Raw genomic sequence first — 16085 nt, 5'->3', positions numbered from 1 at the left:
CGCCGGATGCTCATGTATCCGCACATCGACCCGATCGCCCTCCAGATCGGTCCATTGGCCATCCACTGGTACGGCCTGACCTACCTCGCCGCCTTCGGGCTGTTCTTCTTCCTCGGCACGCGCCGCCTCGGCCACCAGCCGTACCGCGCGCTCGCCGCGCAGGGCCTCTGGAGCCGCAAGGATGTGGAGGACATCCTCTTCCTCGGCGTGCTCGGCGTCATCGTGGGCGGGCGGCTGGGCTACTGCCTGTTCTACAAGCCGGGCTACTACCTGACGCACCCGCTGGAGATCTTCATGGTCTGGCAGGGCGGCATGAGCTTCCACGGCGGCTTGCTGGGCGTGATCGCGTCGATGGTGTGGTTCGCGAAGTCGCGGACGCGCCCGTTCTGGCAGGTGATGGACTTCGTCGCGCCCTGCGTGCCGACCGGCCTGGCCGCCGGGCGCGTGGGCAACTTCATCAACGGCGAACTGTGGGGACGCTTCTCGAGCCCCGATCTGCCGTGGGGCATGGTGTTTCCGCAGAGCGGTTCGATGCTGCCGCGGCATCCGTCGCAGGTCTACCAGTTCCTGCTCGAAGGCCTGCTGCTCTTCGTCATCCTGTGGCTCTACGCCCGCAAGGAACGGCGCGAGCGCCGGGTGTCGGCCGTGTTCCTGATCGGCTACGGCGCGATGCGCTTCATCGCCGAGTACTTCCGTGAGCCGGACGACTTCCTCGGCCTGCTGGCGCTGAACATGAGCATGGGACAGTGGCTGTGCGTCCCGATGATCGCCTTCGGGCTCTGGCTCTACGCCACCGCGCCGCAGCGCCGCCACACGGCCTGAGGCCGCGCCGACCGCCTCAGAGGCAGCGGAACAGCACGCCCGTCTCGGCGCCCGCCTTCCCCACGATCCGCGCCGTCAGACCCTTCTGTGCGCAATAGCCGACCGCATCGGCCGAGGTCGGCGCGCGTGTCGTGCCGTTGGGATAGGTGACGACTTCGTAGGACGGCGTGCCGCAGCCGGCGAGCGCACAGGCGAATGGGAGGAGGGCGAGGGGGCGGAGCCAGTTCATCATGCGGCCGATTCTGGCTCAACTCGTCGATCGAGGCAGTCCCTCAGGCCTTGCGCGACCGTTCAGCCCGCAAGCTTCAGCGTCGATGCAAAGCGGCGCGCCTCGCCGCTGCACGGGTCGATGAAAGCCAGCGTTTTCGCCAGCAATTGCAGCGGCTGTGCGTGGTCCTCCTCGCCTTCGGGCCGCAGCACCGGGTAGATCGGGTCGTTGACGATCGGCATGCCGAGCGCTGCACAGTGCACGCGCAACTGGTGCTTGCGGCCGGTGACCGGCGACAGTCGCAGCCGGGCCCGGTCGTCGCCGATGCGCTCCAGCAACTCGAAGTGCGTGGTCGAATTCGGCTCGCCCGCGATCTCGGCCGTGCGCATGAACGATGCATCGGGCGCCAGCCGGCTGTGCCGCACCGCCGGTAGCACCATGCCGGCCGGCCAGTGCACCACGGCTTCGTAGGTCTTGACCACGCGTCGCTCGGCGAACAGCTTCTGGTAGGCGGCCCGGCCGGCCGGATCGACGCAGAACAGCACCAGGCCGGCGGTGCCGCGGTCGATGCGATGGATCGGCGCCAGCGTCTCGATGCCCAGCTTGCGCTTGAGCCGCACCAGCAGGCTTTCCTGCAGGTACCGGCCGCCCGGCGTGACCGGCAGGAAATGCGGCTTGTCGGCGACCAGCAGGTGCGCATCCTGGAACAGCACCCGTTCCTCGAAGGGCACGCGGGGCTCGTCCGGAATCTCGCGGTAGTAGTAGAGGCGCTGATGGCCACGGTACCGGTCGTCCGCGCGGACCGGGCGGCCGCCTTCGTCGACGACGTCGCCCGCCTGCATCCGGCCGCGCCAGGTGGCTGGCGTCACGCCGGGGAAGCGCTCGAGCAGAAAGTCGAGCATCGTCGGCCAGGCACCGGCGGGCAGGCCGACCGTGCTCGGACCGACGCCATCGCGCGTCGGCAGCGGGGCGTCGGAAGGGGGCGGAGGGGGTGAAGAGGAGGGGGCAGGCCGGCTCACGATGCCCCGAATGTAGCGGCCCCGCCGGGTCCCATCGGGCCATGCGTCAGGGTTTGTCCCGGCCATCACCCGCTTGCAGCGTCACGCAGCACAGCCATAATTACGCGTAATTACCTGAAATTACGGTGCACACCCTGGCGACCGTCTTCAGGATCCTGGTCCCACCGGAACTGCCATGCGCCTCGTCCCGAATTCGCTGCACGATCAGGTCGCCGCCACCTTGCGGGAGGAGATCTTCGCGGGCTCGTTGACGCCGGGGAGCTTCCTCGACGAATCGGCCCTGTGCGCGCGGCTCGAAATCTCCCGCACACCTTTGCGCGAGGCACTCAAGGTGCTCACCGCCGAAGGGCTGCTGCGCCATGAGCCGCGGCGGGGTTGCTTCGTCGCGGAGGTTACCCAGCGCGACCTCGACGAAATTTTTCCGGTCATCGCGCTGCTCGAAGGCCGCTGCGCCTGGGAGGCCGCGCGCAATGCGAGCGACGCCGACATCGAGGCGCTGGCCACGCTGCACGCCCAGCTCGAGGCGCATGCGAAGGCGCATCGCATCAACGCCTACTACGCCACCAACTTCAGCATCCACGAGGCGATCATCACGCTGGCCGACAACCGCTGGCTGGCGCAGGTGATCGGTGACCTGCGCAAGATCTTGAAGCTCGCCCGCCTGCAGCAACTGAGGGCGCCCGGCCGGCTGGAGCAGAGCCTGGCCGAGCACCTGGCCGTGTTCGCCGCGTTGAAGGCGCACGACAGCGACGGCGCCGAGGCCGCCATGCGCACCCATCTCCACCGCCAGCGCGAAGCCTTGCGCGCCGTGGCGCTTCAACAGAAATCGAGGCTCGTTTCATGAATGCATCCACCTGGATCTCGCGCAGCGTGTCGCGCCTGCGCGCCCCCGCCGCCGTCAAAGACACCGAGGCCGCCGTCGAGACCGCATCGAAGAAGAAGGACAAGCCCGCGCTGCCGCCGCGCTCCCTGAGCGAACGGCTCGACGCCACCTTGCGGCGCCACGGCGAAGCCATGGCGCCGCGGGCGTTGCGGCGTGCACTGACCGACCTGCAGGCGGTGGTCGACGCTCGCGTCAGCGAGGTCGAGGCCGGCCGCCGCGCCTGCGAGGTGATGCACTGGTATGCCGAGCTCGACGCGGCCGAGCGGCGCGACGTCTGGTTGCTGATCAGCGAGCGTTTCGCGCCCGACGGCAAGAAGCTCAGCAGCGCGCGGGCGCGTCACGAGGCCGCCGTCGGCACCGCCGACGAAGGCCAGGCCGAGGTGCACCTGCGTCGCGCATTGGCGTCGCCGCGGGCGCGCCTGCTGCAGCGCTTCACCATCGATCCGCAGGGCATGCGCTTCCTGGTCGACCTGCGCGCCGAACTGCTGCCGCAGGTGAAGGGCGAACGGCGCCTCGTGCCGCTCGACGCCGAGCTGGAGCACCTGTTTTCCACCTGGTTCGACGTCGCCTTCCTCGATCTGCGGCGCATCAGCTGGGATTCACCGGCCTCGCTGATCGAGAAGCTGATCCAGTTCGAGGCGGTGCACGACATCAAGAGCTGGGCCGACGTGAAGAACCGGCTCGACAGCGACCGGCGCTGCTACGGCTTCTTCCATCCGCGGCTGCCCGACGTGCCGCTGATCTTCGTGGAAGTGGCACTGGTCGACCACATCAGCGACGGCATCGTGCCGCTGCTCGACGAGGCCGCGGCCCTGGCCACCGCCGACAAGGCGACCACCGCCATCTTCTATTCCATCAGCAACACGCAGACCGGGCTGCGCGGCGTGAGCTTCGGCGATTCGCTGATCAAGCGGGTGGTCGAGACGCTGCAGGCCGAATTTCCCAAGCTGAAGGTCTTCGCGACGCTGTCGCCCATCCCGGGCTTCCGGCAGTGGCTGGGCAAGCACGCGGCCGAGATGCTGCTGCGCCTGGACGACAAGCGCGCCGCCGAGCTGGGCCGGGCGCTGGGGTCTCTGCCGCCGACGCCCGAGCGGCTGATCGCGGCCGCCGAGCAGGCACTGACGCTGGAGCCCAAGTCGCCGGTGCGCAGCGCGCTGATGCAGTGTGCGGCCGAGTACCTCGGCCGAGCGACCCTCGATGGCCAGCCGATCGACCCGGTCGCGCGCTTCCACCTGGGCAACGGCGCCCGCGTCGAGCGGCTCAACTGGGCCGGAGACCCCTCGCCGAAGGGGCTGAAGCAGTCCTACGGCCTCATGGTCAACTATCTCTACGATCTGAAGCGGCTCGACAAGCACCGCGCCTTGCTCGCACAGGGCAAAGTGGCGGTGTCGGGCGATGTCGACGGGTTGTTCCTCAAGGGCTGAGCCGAGCGGCCGCAACATTTTTCAGGGCCGATTTCCCCCGCGCCGAGGGCCCCGGTGCATGGCGATGACGATACAAAGACAGGAGACAAATCCATGATTCAGAGCTTTCAGCGGCGCGACATGTTGCGCCTGGCCGCGGCGGCGGCCACCGTTCTCGGTGGTGTCGCACGCGCGCAGTCCGGCTGGCCAAGCAAGCCGGTCACGCTCGTCGTGCCGTTCCCGGCCGGCGGCGGCACCGACGCCTTCGCACGCCCGCTGTCGGCCCAGTTCTCGAAGACGACGGGACAGACGCTGGTGATCGACAACCGCGGCGGTGCTGGTGGCACGCTGGGCGCGAGCATTGCCGCGAAGCTGCCGGCCGACGGCTACGGCCTGTTCATGGGCGCGGTGCACCATGCGATCGCGCCCTCGGTCTACCCGCGGCTGGACTACGACATCGAGAAGGACTTCGTGCCGCTGATGCTGCTGGCCAATGCGCCGCAGGTGGTGGTGGTGAACCCGAAGCGGGTGACACAGCCGACCATCCAGGAATTCATCGCCTACGCCAAGCGCAACCCCGCCAAGATGAACTACGGCTCGGCCGGCGCAGGCACCTCGCACCACCTGGCGGGCGAGCTCTTCAAGCAGCAGACCGGCACCTTCATCACCCACATCCCCTACCGCGGCGCCGGCCCGATGCTGCAGGATCTGATCTCCGGCAACGTCGACGTCTGCTTCGACGGGCTGGGTTCCTCGTCGCAGCACATCAAGGGCGGCCGCATCAAGGCGCTGATGATGGCGGGCGCCAAGCGCAACCCGGCTTTCCCGGACGTGCCCTGCGCCGCCGAGGTCGGGCTGCCCGACTACACCGTGACCACCTGGTACGGCCTCTGGGCACCCAAGGGCACGCCGGCGGACGTGCAGGCCAAGATCATCGAGGAGATGAAGAAAGCGCTGGCCAGCGACGAGCTCAAGACCATCTGGGCCGCCAACGGCTCGGAGGTCCCCACTGTCACGACCGCGGCTTACGGCAGCTTCGTGGCGTCCGAAGTCAAGCGTTGGGCGGCCGTGGTGAAAGCCTCGGGCGCCAAGCTGGAGTGATGCACGCACATGCCGGGTGAGATCCGAATCGAACGCGAAGGACCGATCGCCTTCGCCACGCTGTCGCACCCCGGGCGGCTGAATGCGATGTCGCGCGCCATGTGGACGGCGCTGCGCACTGCGTTCGAGCGCTTCGCGGGCGAGGCCACCCTGCGCTGCATCGTGCTGCGCGGGGAGGGCGCAGCCTTCTGCGCCGGCGGCGACATTTCCGAGTACCCGGGCTTTCGCTTCGACCCGGTGCAATTGCGCGCCTTCCACGAGGACGAGGTGGGCGCCGCCCTGCAGGCGATGCTCGACTGCGAGGTGCCGGTGGTGGCGCAGATCGAAGGCGCCTGCATGGGTGCCGGACTCGAGATCGCGAGCTGCTGCGACCTGCGTCTGGCTGGCACGTCCGCGAAGTTCGGTGCGCCGATCGCGAAGCTGGGCTTTCCGATGGCACCGCGCGAGGCGGCGATCGTCCACCGCGCCGTCGGCGACCTGCTGGCGCGCGACATGCTGCTGGCGGCCGGCGTGCACGACGCGCAGCGTCTGCGCGAGGCCGGCTTCCTGCTGCGGGTGCTTGCCGATGCCGAGGTGGCCGACGAGGCCGCCGCACTGGCTCGCCGCGTCGCCGCACTCGCACCCGAGGCCGCGCGCGCCAACAAGCGGGTGCTCGCAGCACTCGCGCGCAGCGCCGCGTCCCCGCTCGCGGCGCTGCTGCCGAGCGCCTACGATTACGCCGATTCTCCCGAACACCGCGAAGGCATCGCCGCCTTCCTGGCCAAACGAACGCCCGATTTCCGAGACCCCCGATGACCGCCAACGCCAACCTCTTCGCCGCGCTGCGTGCCGCATTCCCCGCCGACCTCGACGCCGTGGCGGTCGAGACCGATGAAGGTCTGACTTATTCCTGGCGCGACCTCGACCGCGCCAGCGCCATGATCGCCAATCTTTTCGCCGCGCTCGACCTCGCGCCGGGCGCACGCGTCGCCGTGCAGGTGGAGAAATCGGTCGAGGCGATGATGCTGTACCTGGCGACGCTGCGCGCCGGCTATGTGTTCCTGCCGCTGAACACCGCCTACCGCGGCGCCGAGATCGAGTACTTCATCGGCAACGCCGAGCCCTCGGTGGTGGTGTGCAGCAGCGCCAATGCCGACTGGGTCGGCCCGATCGCGCAGGCCGCCGGCACGCGCCACGTCTTCACGCTGAACGACGATCGCACCGGCACGCTGCTCGACGTGGCTGTGCAGTGCAGCGACCGGCACACCGTCGCGCAGTGCGGCGAGGACGACCTCGCCGCCATCCTCTACACCAGCGGCACCACCGGCCGCAGCAAGGGCGCCATGCTGACGCACCGCAACCTGCGCTCGAACGCCGAGGTGCTGAAGGACTACTGGGGCTGGGCCGAGGGCGACGTGCTGATCCATGCGCTGCCCATCTTCCATGTGCATGGGCTCTTCGTCGCCATCCACGGCGCGCTGATCAACGGCAGCAAGATGATCTGGCTGAACAAGTTCGATCCGAAGCGCGTGGTGGCCCGGCTGCCCGAGGCCACAGTCTTCATGGGCGTGCCGACGCTCTATGTGCGCATGCTGGCCGAGCCCGGCCTCACCAAGAAGGCCTGCGCCCGCATGCGGCTGTTCATCGCCGGCTCGGCGCCGCTTCTGATCGAGACCTTCAACGAATGGCGAGAGCGCACCGGCCACACCATCCTGGAGCGCTACGGCATGAGCGAGACCGCCATGCTCACCTCCAACCCGTACCGCCCGGTCCAGGGCGAGCGGCGCGGTGGCACGGTCGGCTTTCCGCTGCCGGGCGTGCAACTGCGGGTGCGCGTGGCCGACGACGGCGGCGAGAGCCGTGAGGCGGGCACCGACGAGATCGGCAACATCGAGGTGGCCGGCCCCAATGTCTTTGCTGGCTACTGGCGCATGCCCGAGAAGACCAAGGAGGAGTTCACCGCCGACGGCTTTTTCAAGACCGGCGACGTGGGCCAGATCGACGGCCTCGGCTACGTCACCATCGTCGGGCGCAGCAAGGACCTGATCATCAGCGGCGGCTACAACGTTTATCCGGCAGAGATCGAGGGCTTCATCAACGAGCTGCCGGGCGTCGCGGAAAGCGCCGTGGTGGGCGTGCCGCATCCCGACTTCGGCGAAGTGGGCGTGGCGGTGGTCACGGCCCGGCCGGGCGACACCGTCGATCCGGACGCGGTGGTCGCCGCCCTCAAGGCGAAGCTCGCCAACTTCAAGATCCCGAAGCGCTGCTTCGTGGTGCCGGAGCTGCCGCGCAACACCATGGGCAAGGTGCAGAAGGCACTGCTGCGGGACGCGCACAAGGGCTTGTTCGCGCCGCGCTGAGGCCGGTGCAGTGCGGGCGGCCCGCATGCGCGCGGGGCGGCCCTCAAGTTTTGGCCGGGGACGCCGATATCTGGTGATGTGAACTTCTCACATCAACCGGATCCTCTGTGAAACTCAGCAATCTCAACATCGGTACACGGCTCGGCGTGGGCTTCGCCTGCGTGCTTGCACTGCTGGTCGGCACCTCCGCGGTCGGCCTGTACACGCTTCGCCAGATGGCGAACATCGTGCCTCTCATGGACGAGGCGGCCCTGAACGAAAGCCTGTCGCAGCAATGGATCGCCGGCATCGTGGCGAACAGCGTGCGCACCATCGCGCTCATCAAGGCTTCCACACCGGAAGACGAGGCCTATTTCGCGGACGGGATGAGCCGGCAAAGCCTGGCGGTGACCCAGCTGCAAGGCGAACTCGACAAGCGCATCGTGTCGGCCGAAGGGCGGGCCGCGCTCGCCAAGGTGGCGAAGGCGCGGACCGCCTACAACGACACCCGCATGGCAGTGATCAAGCTGAAAAAGGAAGGAGGCGAGGGGGCCTCGCCGGCAGAGCTGCGTCGGCTCACACAGGACAAGGTCCTGCCCGCTCGGGAAAGCTACATCCAGACGGTGCAGGAAGTGGTCGACCTCCAGAAGGCGGTGCTGGCGAAAGTCCTGTCCGAGGCGGAGCAGAGGGAGCGCCGGGCCCAGCAGCTCGTGATCGGCATGGGGCTCGCGGCGCTGGTGCTGGGCGCCGTCCTCGCCTGGCGCCTGTCGCGCGGGATCACGGCGCCGCTGTCGCAGGCGGTGCAACTGGCGCAGATGGTCGCGGCGGGCGACCTGAGCAGCCACATCGACGTGCGAAGCGGCGACGAGACCGGCCGCCTCATGCAGGCGCTGAAGACCATGAACGACAGCCTGGCCGAGGTGGTGGGCACGGTGCGGCATGGCACCGACACCATCGCCACGGCGTCCGGGCAGATCGCCGCCGGCAACCAGGATCTGTCGTCACGCACCGAAGCGCAGGCCAGTTCGCTGGAGGAGACGGCGGCCTCGATGGAGCAGCTGACAGCCACGGTCAAGCAGAACGCCGACAACGCGCGCCAGGCCAACCTGCTGGCCGCCTCGGCCTCGGCGGTGGCATTGCGCGGCGGCACGGTCGTGCAGCAGGTGGTCGACACCATGGGCTCGATCCATGCGTCGTCCAAGAAGATCGTCGACATCATCGGCGTGATCGAGGGCATCGCCTTCCAGACCAACATCCTGGCGCTGAACGCCGCGGTCGAGGCCGCCCGCGCCGGCGAGCAGGGGCGCGGTTTTGCGGTGGTGGCGTCCGAAGTTCGCAGCCTGGCCCAGCGCTCGGCGGCGGCGGCCAAGGAGATCAAGCAGCTCATCGACGATTCGGTGGACAAGGTCGGCACCGGCAGCCAGCAGGTGGCCGAAGCCGGTCAGACCATGGGCGAGATCGTGGCGAGCGTGCGTCGGGTGACCGACATCATGGGCGAGATCACCGTCGCCAGCCAGGAGCAGACCCAGGGCATCGAGCAGGTCAACCAGGCTGTCACCCAGATGGACCAGGCGACGCAGCAGAACGCCGCGCTGGTCGAACAAGCGGCGGCTGCCGCGGGCTCCTTGCGCGACCAGGCCGCCGAACTCGTCGCGGCCGTCAGCATCTTCAAGCTGTCGGGCGGCGCGTAGGCGGCAGAGGCCGTGCCGCGGCCGGACACCGGCTCTGCCGCGAGCAGCGCGCCCCCTGCGGGCTTCAGCTTTCCACCGAGGGGTCGCGCACGAGCAGCACCGGCACCGTGCTCGCACGCACCACCAGGTCGGCATCGCTGCCCAGCGCCAGCCGGCTGAAGCCGCGCCGGCCGTGCGTGCCCATCACGATGAGGTCGCAACCGGTCTTGCGGGCCTCGTCCACCAGCGCATCGGCGATGCGTCCCTGCGTCACTTCGCACAGGTGCGTGTCGACCTCCACGCCGGCTTCGGTGACCGTCCGCGCGGCCCGCTCCAGCAAGGCACGGCCGTCGTCCCGCAGACGCTGGATGGACAGCTCGAAGTTGTTCATCGACGAGAGCTCGACCAGGGTCGGGAACTCGTCGATGACGTGCACCAGATGCAGTTTGCCCGGGGCCTTCTGCGCGTCGGCCAGGTGGATCGCCTCGCGCAGGCCGCGATCGGCCGTCTTGCTGCCGTCGAGTGGAACCAGGATGTAGCGGTACATGGTGTTCTCCTTGGAAGCGTTCAACGCATGTTGCACCGACGGTATGCACGAGGCTTGCGGTGGATCAAGTTTCTGCGCGCGCCGAGGCAGGCGCCGGGCGGATCATGGATCGTCGAATCCAAAAATGAGTACTAACGACCTCTAGGTTTCGGGAGATTTGTCACTAAAAGCATTACATCCGGCGGCCGCGCTGGGAGGTACTCCGCACAAACCCGGGCCTAATCACACCTATCGACAAAACGGTGACAAACGTTATCGATTGCGAACCAAAGCACTCGTCCCCCCAGGGGCCGACACACACAACAGCCACGGGCCCGGCCCGACGAGGAACACGACATGACTGCCAATCTGCGCCGCATTGCACTCACGGTGGACGAACCCTGGCCGGGCCTGTTCTTCTGGGTGCTCCAGGAAGAGAACGACGACGCCGGTGTCTACGAGCCGATCGACGCGGCCGATGCACCGGCCAAGACCTACCAGGCGGCGCTGGCCGCCGGCTACATGGCCCTGCAGGCGGCCGGTGGTGCCAACGGTCCGCGTCGTGGTGAGCGGGCCGCACCGTGCTTCATCAGCCCCTCGTTCGACGGGGCCCACACGACGATTCAGTAAGTGGCCGGTATCCGGCCCGGAGCCGGCCGGGCGTGTTCGCCTCAGGCCCGGTGCGGCATCTCGGCGGCGGGGATGAGCGCCGCGGCCGACAGAGCCGCGAGCGCCGCCGGGCCGCTGAGTTCATCGGGCGCGGTCTGCGCGAAGGCGCGGCGCTGGTACATCGCCAGACGGCGCGCCCGAGCGTTGCGGATGGCGATGCTTTGCCGACGCACCAGGCTGCGCACCTCGTCTTCGGCCGCCACCAGGTCGATGCGGGCACGCAGCAACGCGCCGACCCGCTCGGGCTCCGGCCACATCCAGGTGGGGAGCAGGGCCCAGGCGGCTTTGAGCGGATCGCGCAGTTCGTCGTAGGCGCGCTGATCCACGGCGTAGGCCGTTTCCAGATGGGCCACGGCGCCGGCGAATTCCACTTCCCATTGACTCATGAGCACCTCCAGGGACCCCGAGTATGGATGTCGACCACTGTTAAACAGTGTCAACTTATTCACGCCCCCCGGCCTTTGTTGCTGCGCCGCGGCATATTCAGCACCCTCGCATCCGCCGAAAATCAGTCCATCCGCCCCGTCCGTGCGACCGAGCGCCGTCGCGTCATCCAGCCAGAGTCATTTCCGTGTCACTTCGTCTTCTGCATCAACTCGCCCAGGTCGCGCTGCCGGTCAACCTTTTCTCCGGGGAGGAGGTGGATCATCTGCGCGTGCTGCGTCTGGCCGGCCATGTGAAGGCCACGATCCCCTTGCCGGTGCGCACCTTGTATGGCTATGACCAACCGCCGGCGACGGTGGAGGCGGTCACGCCCCAGGGGCAGCGGATGCTGCGTCGCTTTCCGCTGGTCATGCCGCAGGACCGGCGGGTGACGGCACAGGTGACGCCCCGGAAGCGCCTGCTCGGCCGTTTTTGAGGTCTCTGAGGTCCCTGAGGGGGCAGGGCGTGCGAAAGAGCCGCCGTCCGCGTTCAGTTCTCGCGGCCGTGCCGCACGGGCTCGTCGAGGGTGGCAATCGATGCCGCGACGCGTGCGGCCATGGCCTGCGTCAGCACGCGCTGAGAGTGGTTCAAGCTCATCAGCATGCCGACACCGACCGCAATCGCCGCGGCGAGCGCTGCCAAGAACTGTGCTTGCGAGAGCGTTTCCATGTGCGTGCTTTGGGTGATCGTTGAAGCGGCCAGAGCGAGCCCGCAGTCTGCGCGCGGGGCATCCGGCGCTCAATACGCCATTCGGCTAAGCGCTTCCGACCGAGGGCGCGCGACCGCTATTCGATGTCCGGGTCATCGAGGCTGGCGCTCCAGCGCGGCCCCCAGCTGCCCTTGACCTGGTCGAGGCTGCGCCGCTCGCGCTTGGTGGGGCGGCCCTGTTCGATGCTCAGCGCCGGCTCGCTGCCCAGACGCCGCTGTTCGCGGGCCGCGGCCTGCGCCGCGATGCTGTCCGCCGTCTCCTCGTAGAGCTGCTGCGCCACCGGCGCCGGCCCGCGCTGGCCGCTCAGGCCCCGCACGACCACGGTCCGCTGCACCGCACCCTGGCGCAATGCGACCGTGTCGCCCGCCTTCACCTCGCGCGAGGCCTTGGCCACGTCGCCGTTGACCTGCACCCGGTGCTTGCCGATCTCGTCGGCGGCCAGCGAGCGGGTCTTGTAGAAGCGAGCGGCCCAAAGCCACTTGTCGATCCGCAGACGGTCCATGCCTATCCTTGTTCCAGCGGCAGCCGCACGGTGGCATCGAGCCCCACCACACGACCGCCCACGATGCGGTTGTCCAGCGCGATGCGTCCATCCAGCGCCCGCACGATCTCCCGGCAAATGGCGAGCCCGAGCCCCGAGCCGCTGGCCATGTCGCCGGCAGAGAAGGGCGCGAACAGGCGCTGGCGCAATTCCGGCGCGATGCCGGGGCCGGCGTCGGCGATGCGCAGCAGCGCCTGCCCGCCCTCGGCATGCACGCCCACCGACAGACTGCCGCCGCGCGGGCTGTGCTTGATGGCGTTGTGCAGCAGATTGCGCGTCAGCTCCTGGAGCATCCAGCGGTGGGCGAGTACCGGCGTGGCGGCCGCGTCGAGTTCGAAATCGAGCGCCTTGTCGGCAATCAGCGGCGACACGTCCAGCGCCACCTGCCGCACCACCTCGCCCAGGTCGAGCGTGCTCGATTCGGGTTGCTGGCGCAACTGCTCGACCTTGGCGAGCGACAGCATCTGGTTGGCCAGCGTCGTCGCGCGCGCGACGGTGGCGTCGATCTCGCCGAGCGCCTGGTCGGCGGGCACGTCGCCGCGGCGCGCCGACTGCACCTGCGCCTTGAGCACCGCGAGCGGGGTGCGCAGCTGGTGGGCGCTGTCGCGCACGAAGCGCTTCTGGTGGTCGAGCAGTTCCTGCAGCCGGGCCATGACCCGCGTGGTCGCGTCGATCAGCGGGCGCAGTTCGCGCGGCGCATCGGGGGCTTCGATCGGCGAGAGATCGTCCGCCGGCCGCGCTTCGATGGCTTCGCCCAGCGCACGCACCGGTCGGGTGGCGCGCTGCACCACCAGCGCCGTGACGAAGGCGATCACGCCCAGCAGCACGGCCTGGCGCCACAGCGTGTCGAGCAGCAGCTTGCGCGCCAGGGTCTGGCGCAGTTCGAGGGTCTCGGCCACCTGCACCACCGCCATCCCGCGGCCCACCGAGCTGGCCACCGGCTGCAGCAGCACGGCGACGCGCACCGGCTGGCCGCGAAACTCGGCGTCGTAGAAGTCGACCAGCGAGGCGTAGGCGGGACGAATCGGCAGCGTGCCACGCCAGAACGGCACTTCGTCGAAGCCCGAGATCATGTCGCCCTTCTGCGTGGAGACGCGGTAGTACATGCGGCTCTGATTGTCGGCCTCGAAGGCTTCCAGCGCGGAGTAGGGGACTACCGCGCGCAGCACCGCCGCGTCGTCGTAACCGGTCACGTCGAGCTGCTCGCCGATGGTCTTGGCCGACGCAAGCAGGGTGCGGTCGTAGGCAAGCGTGGCGGCGGCCAGGCTCTGGCGGTAGAGGCTCACGCTGTTGACCGCGATGACGATCGCCACCGGCACCAGGATGCCCCCGAGCAACCGGGCCCGCAGCGAGGAGACGCGCGGCCGCTTCAAGGCTCTTCGCGCAGCAGGTAGCCCAGCCCGCGCAGCGTCATCAGGGCGGCACCGGTGCCCACCAGCTTCTTGCGCAGCCGATAGACGACCACTTCCACCGCCTCGTACTGCACGTCGGCTTCGCCCGGGAACACCAGCTCGAACAGGCGTTCCTTGCTCACCGCATGGCCGGGATTCATCATCAGCGCCTTGAGCAGGGCCAGCTCGCGCGGTGTGAGTTCCATGACCTCGGCGCGGTGATAAATGGCGCCGCTGTCGGCCTCGTAGCGCAAGCCGCCCACCGCTTGCGGGCCGGCCGGTGCATCGCCGCCATCGCCTTGCTGGTGGCGGCGACGCAGCGCCCGCAAGCGCGCTTCCAGTTCGTCCAGGTCGAAGGGCTTGGGCAGGTAGTCGTCGGCACCGGCGTTCAGGCCGACGATGCGGTCGCCCACCGTGCCGCGGGCCGTCAGCAGCAGCACCGGTGTGCGCAGGCCGGCTGCCCGCGCCTGCGCCAGCACCTGCAGGCCGTCGAGGTTCGGCAGGTTGAGGTCGAGTGCCACCACGTCGGGCTCGAGCGCCTGCCATTGCGCCAGGGCCAAGGCGCCGTCGCCGCACACGCGCACGTCGATGCGGCGCCGTCCGAGTGTGCGTTGCAGGGTGGTCTGCATCGTCGGGTCGTCTTCGACCAGGAGGAGCTTCATCGGTGCGGGAGTTCGGTGTTTACCCCAGTGTGCCGGACAGCCAACTGACAGCAGGGCGGCGCATCATAGCGGCGTTCAGCTTCCTCACAGATCCACACACAAGGAGACCTCGATGCGTCGTGACACCTTTTTGAAGTCCCTGGCCGCACTGGCCGCCGCAGGCGCGCTTCCCCTGACGGCCCGCGCCGCCGCCAACATCAAGATGATGATCCCGGCCAACCCCGGAGGCGGATGGGACACCACCGGTCGTGCGCTGGGCAAGGCGATGACCGATGCCAAGGTGGCCGACACCGTGACCTACGACAACAAGGGCGGCGCCGCGGGCGCGCTCGGCCTGGCGCAGTTCGTCAACGGTTCCAAGGGCGACACGAACGCGCTGATGGTCATGGGCTCGGTCATGCTGGGCGGCATCATCACCGGCAAGCCGCCGGTCAAGCTCGAGCAGGCCACGCCGATCGCCCGCATCACGACCGAATACAACGTGTTCGTGCTGCCGGCCAGCTCGCCGCTCAAGACCATGAAGGACGTGGTCGAGCAGCTCAAGAAGGACCCGGGCAGCGTCAAGTGGGGCGGCGGGTCGCGCGGTTCGACCGAGCACATCGCTGCGGCCATGATCGCGCAGAAGGTCGGCGCCGATCCATCGAAGATCAACTATGTGGCCTTCCGCGGCGGCGGCGAAGCCACGGCAGCCATCCTGGGCGGCAACGTCACGGTGGGCGGCAGCGGCTACAGCGAATTCGCCGAGTACATCGCCGCCGGCAAGATGCGCGCGATCGCCGTCACCTCGGCGCAGCGCCTGCCGGGCGTCAACGTGCCCACGCTGAAGGAGCAGGGCATCGACGTCGAGATCGGCAACTGGCGCGGCGTGTACGGCGCGCCGGGCCTCACGCCCGAGCAGCGCAAGACGGTGACCGACCTGGTGCTGGCCGCGCTCAAGAGCTCGGCCTGGGCCGAGGCGCTGAAGAAGAACGAGTGGACGCCGTCCGTGCTGTCGGGTGACGCCTTCGCGAAGTTCGTCGACGACGACTTCGCCAGCCTGCGGGCCATCATGGCCAAGTCCGGGATGATCTGACTCTCCCCCGGGGCTTGCCCACTTCGTGTGGCTGCGCCCACCCCCCTTCCGGGGGCGACACCGACGGCCCGGCAAAGCCGGTTCCGTGGTGTCTCTGGAAGGGCACTCACGCTTGCTCGAGAGAAAAAACATGAACTCCAACTCTCTTCCCGCGGAAGCGGGGCGCGGCACCACCTGGCCGCAGACCCTGGTCGGCGTCGGCGTGCTGCTCACCGGCCTTGCACTGGCGGGCGGCGCGATCGACATCTCGTCCGATGCCGGCTATGGGGGCGTCGGCCCCAACTTCCTGCCGTGGCTGGTGTCGATCGTGCTCACGATCTGCGGGGCATGGATCATCTGGGAGTCGCGCACCGGTGGCTTCCGCGACATGGACGAACCCTCGGGTGCGGTCGAGACCTACTGGTCGGGCTTCGTCTGGGTGTCGGCCGGGCTGCTGCTGAACGCGTCGCTCATCACCACCATCGGCTTCATCTTCAGCTGCACGCTGTGCTACGTCCTCGCGGTGCAGGGCCTGCGCCGAGCGAGCGGGCAGGGCGGCGTCAATAGCCCACGGACCTGGTTGATCGACGCGGCGACCGGCATGATGATCTCGGCGCCGGTGTTCTGGATGTTCACGCAATTCCTGGCGATCAACCTGCCAGGCCTGACATCGACGGGCTGGATCTGAC

General features: G+C 68.7%; 19 protein-coding genes. 11 read left to right on the top strand and 8 right to left on the bottom strand.

All coding sequences use genetic code 11. The features are described from left to right. Window positions 1-6: 6 nt before the first annotated feature. Entirely contained in the window at window positions 7-822 is an 816-nt protein-coding gene (gene lgt, locus ACSFBE_RS03920; RefSeq protein ID WP_435489070.1) for a prolipoprotein diacylglyceryl transferase, read from the top strand. 16 nt (window positions 823-838) lie between these two features. Here lgt and ACSFBE_RS03915 read toward each other — a convergent pair whose 3' ends face one another. Further along, on the bottom strand, window positions 839-1054 hold the full coding sequence (locus tag ACSFBE_RS03915; protein ID WP_435489069.1) for a hypothetical protein: 216 nt from the start codon (window positions 1052-1054) through the stop codon (window positions 839-841). 59 nt (window positions 1055-1113) lie between these two features. Further along, entirely contained in the window at window positions 1114-2049 is a 936-nt protein-coding gene (locus tag ACSFBE_RS03910; protein WP_435489068.1) for a pseudouridine synthase, read from the bottom strand. Between the two features lie 175 nt (window positions 2050-2224). Between ACSFBE_RS03910 and ACSFBE_RS03905 the strand changes: the two genes are divergently transcribed. From ACSFBE_RS03905 to ACSFBE_RS03880, 6 genes are all read left to right on the top strand, one after another. Beyond that, window positions 2225-2893, top strand: coding sequence for a GntR family transcriptional regulator (locus ACSFBE_RS03905; protein WP_435489067.1), 669 nt, complete (start codon window positions 2225-2227; stop codon window positions 2891-2893). After that, a complete protein-coding gene (locus tag ACSFBE_RS03900; RefSeq protein WP_435489066.1) occupies window positions 2890-4356 on the top strand; it encodes a malonyl-CoA decarboxylase in 1467 nt (488 codons plus the stop codon). The genes ACSFBE_RS03905 and ACSFBE_RS03900 overlap by 4 nt, the downstream gene beginning before the upstream one ends. 93 nt (window positions 4357-4449) lie before the next feature. Next, the gene (locus ACSFBE_RS03895) at window positions 4450-5436 is read left to right on the top strand and encodes a Bug family tripartite tricarboxylate transporter substrate binding protein (RefSeq protein WP_435489065.1); all 987 of its coding nucleotides are present in this window, start codon (window positions 4450-4452) and stop codon (window positions 5434-5436) included. Window positions 5437-5445: 9 nt separating this feature from the next. Further along, window positions 5446-6231 (top strand): enoyl-CoA hydratase/isomerase family protein, encoded by a 786-nt coding sequence (locus ACSFBE_RS03890; RefSeq protein ID WP_435489064.1) that lies wholly within the window; start codon window positions 5446-5448, stop codon window positions 6229-6231. Then, window positions 6228-7775: a malonate--CoA ligase gene (locus ACSFBE_RS03885; RefSeq protein WP_435489063.1), complete on the top strand. Its 1548-nt coding sequence runs from the start codon at window positions 6228-6230 to the stop codon at window positions 7773-7775. Before ACSFBE_RS03890 ends, ACSFBE_RS03885 begins: the two co-directional genes overlap by 4 nt. 107 nt (window positions 7776-7882) lie before the next feature. After that, entirely contained in the window at window positions 7883-9445 is a 1563-nt protein-coding gene (locus tag ACSFBE_RS03880; protein ID WP_435489062.1) for a methyl-accepting chemotaxis protein, read from the top strand. Between the two features lie 64 nt (window positions 9446-9509). Here the strand turns inward: ACSFBE_RS03880 and ACSFBE_RS03875 are convergent, their stop codons facing one another. After that, the gene (locus ACSFBE_RS03875) at window positions 9510-9971 is read right to left on the bottom strand and encodes a universal stress protein (protein WP_435489061.1); all 462 of its coding nucleotides are present in this window, start codon (window positions 9969-9971) and stop codon (window positions 9510-9512) included. Window positions 9972-10307: 336 nt separating this feature from the next. Between ACSFBE_RS03875 and ACSFBE_RS03870 the strand changes: the two genes are divergently transcribed. Further along, window positions 10308-10580: a hypothetical protein gene (locus tag ACSFBE_RS03870; protein ID WP_435489060.1), complete on the top strand. Its 273-nt coding sequence runs from the start codon at window positions 10308-10310 to the stop codon at window positions 10578-10580. A 41-nt stretch (window positions 10581-10621) separates the two neighbouring features. On the opposite strand, the gene ACSFBE_RS03865 is transcribed toward ACSFBE_RS03870, so the two are convergent. Further along, on the bottom strand, window positions 10622-11005 hold the full coding sequence (locus ACSFBE_RS03865; protein WP_435489059.1) for a hypothetical protein: 384 nt from the start codon (window positions 11003-11005) through the stop codon (window positions 10622-10624). 185 nt (window positions 11006-11190) lie between these two features. Here ACSFBE_RS03865 and ACSFBE_RS03860 point away from each other — a divergent pair, with 185 nt between their 5' ends. Then, complete coding sequence (locus tag ACSFBE_RS03860) at window positions 11191-11478, top strand: hypothetical protein (RefSeq protein WP_435489058.1); 288 nt, start codon at window positions 11191-11193, stop codon at window positions 11476-11478. Window positions 11479-11531: 53 nt separating this feature from the next. Here ACSFBE_RS03860 and ACSFBE_RS03855 read toward each other — a convergent pair whose 3' ends face one another. The 4 genes from ACSFBE_RS03855 to ACSFBE_RS03840 all read right to left on the bottom strand — a co-directional run bounded on the left by ACSFBE_RS03855 (window position 11532) and on the right by ACSFBE_RS03840 (window position 14345). Next, entirely contained in the window at window positions 11532-11711 is a 180-nt protein-coding gene (locus ACSFBE_RS03855) for a hypothetical protein (protein WP_435489057.1), read from the bottom strand. Between the two features lie 116 nt (window positions 11712-11827). Continuing rightward, window positions 11828-12253, bottom strand: coding sequence for an RNA-binding S4 domain-containing protein (locus ACSFBE_RS03850; RefSeq protein ID WP_435489056.1), 426 nt, complete (start codon window positions 12251-12253; stop codon window positions 11828-11830). A 2-nt stretch (window positions 12254-12255) separates the two neighbouring features. Then, a complete protein-coding gene (locus tag ACSFBE_RS03845; protein WP_435489055.1) occupies window positions 12256-13665 on the bottom strand; it encodes a sensor histidine kinase in 1410 nt (469 codons plus the stop codon). Continuing rightward, window positions 13662-14345: a response regulator gene (locus ACSFBE_RS03840; protein ID WP_435489054.1), complete on the bottom strand. Its 684-nt coding sequence runs from the start codon at window positions 14343-14345 to the stop codon at window positions 13662-13664. Before ACSFBE_RS03840 ends, ACSFBE_RS03845 begins: the two co-directional genes overlap by 4 nt. Before the next feature lie 112 nt (window positions 14346-14457). On the opposite strand from ACSFBE_RS03840, the gene ACSFBE_RS03835 reads away from it, so the two are divergent. Further along, on the top strand, window positions 14458-15417 hold the full coding sequence (locus ACSFBE_RS03835) for a tripartite tricarboxylate transporter substrate binding protein (protein WP_435489053.1): 960 nt from the start codon (window positions 14458-14460) through the stop codon (window positions 15415-15417). A 130-nt stretch (window positions 15418-15547) separates the two neighbouring features. Further along, window positions 15548-16084: a tripartite tricarboxylate transporter TctB family protein gene (locus ACSFBE_RS03830; RefSeq protein WP_435489052.1), complete on the top strand. Its 537-nt coding sequence runs from the start codon at window positions 15548-15550 to the stop codon at window positions 16082-16084. Window position 16085 lies beyond the last annotated feature (1 nt).

The organism is Variovorax sucrosi, assembly GCF_051216635.1.
GTDB lineage: Bacteria > Pseudomonadota > Gammaproteobacteria > Burkholderiales > Burkholderiaceae_C > Variovorax.
This window is presented reverse-complemented; position numbering and strand designations above follow the sequence as displayed.

What these genes read in the sequence shown, in the direction of transcription:
- ACSFBE_RS03915 (WP_435489069.1), bottom strand. Translation starts at nt 1,054, where the DNA reads ATGATGAACTGGCTCCGCCCCCTCGCCCTCCTCCCATTCGCCTGTGCG.
- ACSFBE_RS03890 (WP_435489064.1), top strand. Translation starts at nt 5,446, where the DNA reads ATGCCGGGTGAGATCCGAATCGAACGCGAAGGACCGATCGCCTTCGCC.
- ACSFBE_RS03905 (WP_435489067.1), top strand. Translation starts at nt 2,225, where the DNA reads ATGCGCCTCGTCCCGAATTCGCTGCACGATCAGGTCGCCGCCACCTTG.
- ACSFBE_RS03865 (WP_435489059.1), bottom strand. Translation starts at nt 11,005, where the DNA reads ATGAGTCAATGGGAAGTGGAATTCGCCGGCGCCGTGGCCCATCTGGAA.
- ACSFBE_RS03900 (WP_435489066.1), top strand. Translation starts at nt 2,890, where the DNA reads ATGAATGCATCCACCTGGATCTCGCGCAGCGTGTCGCGCCTGCGCGCC.
- ACSFBE_RS03885 (WP_435489063.1), top strand. Translation starts at nt 6,228, where the DNA reads ATGACCGCCAACGCCAACCTCTTCGCCGCGCTGCGTGCCGCATTCCCC.
- ACSFBE_RS03895 (WP_435489065.1), top strand. Translation starts at nt 4,450, where the DNA reads ATGATTCAGAGCTTTCAGCGGCGCGACATGTTGCGCCTGGCCGCGGCG.
- ACSFBE_RS03855 (WP_435489057.1), bottom strand. Translation starts at nt 11,711, where the DNA reads ATGGAAACGCTCTCGCAAGCACAGTTCTTGGCAGCGCTCGCCGCGGCG.
- ACSFBE_RS03835 (WP_435489053.1), top strand. Translation starts at nt 14,458, where the DNA reads ATGCGTCGTGACACCTTTTTGAAGTCCCTGGCCGCACTGGCCGCCGCA.
- ACSFBE_RS03850 (WP_435489056.1), bottom strand. Translation starts at nt 12,253, where the DNA reads ATGGACCGTCTGCGGATCGACAAGTGGCTTTGGGCCGCTCGCTTCTAC.
- ACSFBE_RS03840 (WP_435489054.1), bottom strand. Translation starts at nt 14,345, where the DNA reads ATGAAGCTCCTCCTGGTCGAAGACGACCCGACGATGCAGACCACCCTG.
- ACSFBE_RS03875 (WP_435489061.1), bottom strand. Translation starts at nt 9,971, where the DNA reads ATGTACCGCTACATCCTGGTTCCACTCGACGGCAGCAAGACGGCCGAT.
- ACSFBE_RS03870 (WP_435489060.1), top strand. Translation starts at nt 10,308, where the DNA reads ATGACTGCCAATCTGCGCCGCATTGCACTCACGGTGGACGAACCCTGG.
- ACSFBE_RS03830 (WP_435489052.1), top strand. Translation starts at nt 15,548, where the DNA reads ATGAACTCCAACTCTCTTCCCGCGGAAGCGGGGCGCGGCACCACCTGG.
- lgt (WP_435489070.1), top strand. Translation starts at nt 7, where the DNA reads ATGCTCATGTATCCGCACATCGACCCGATCGCCCTCCAGATCGGTCCA.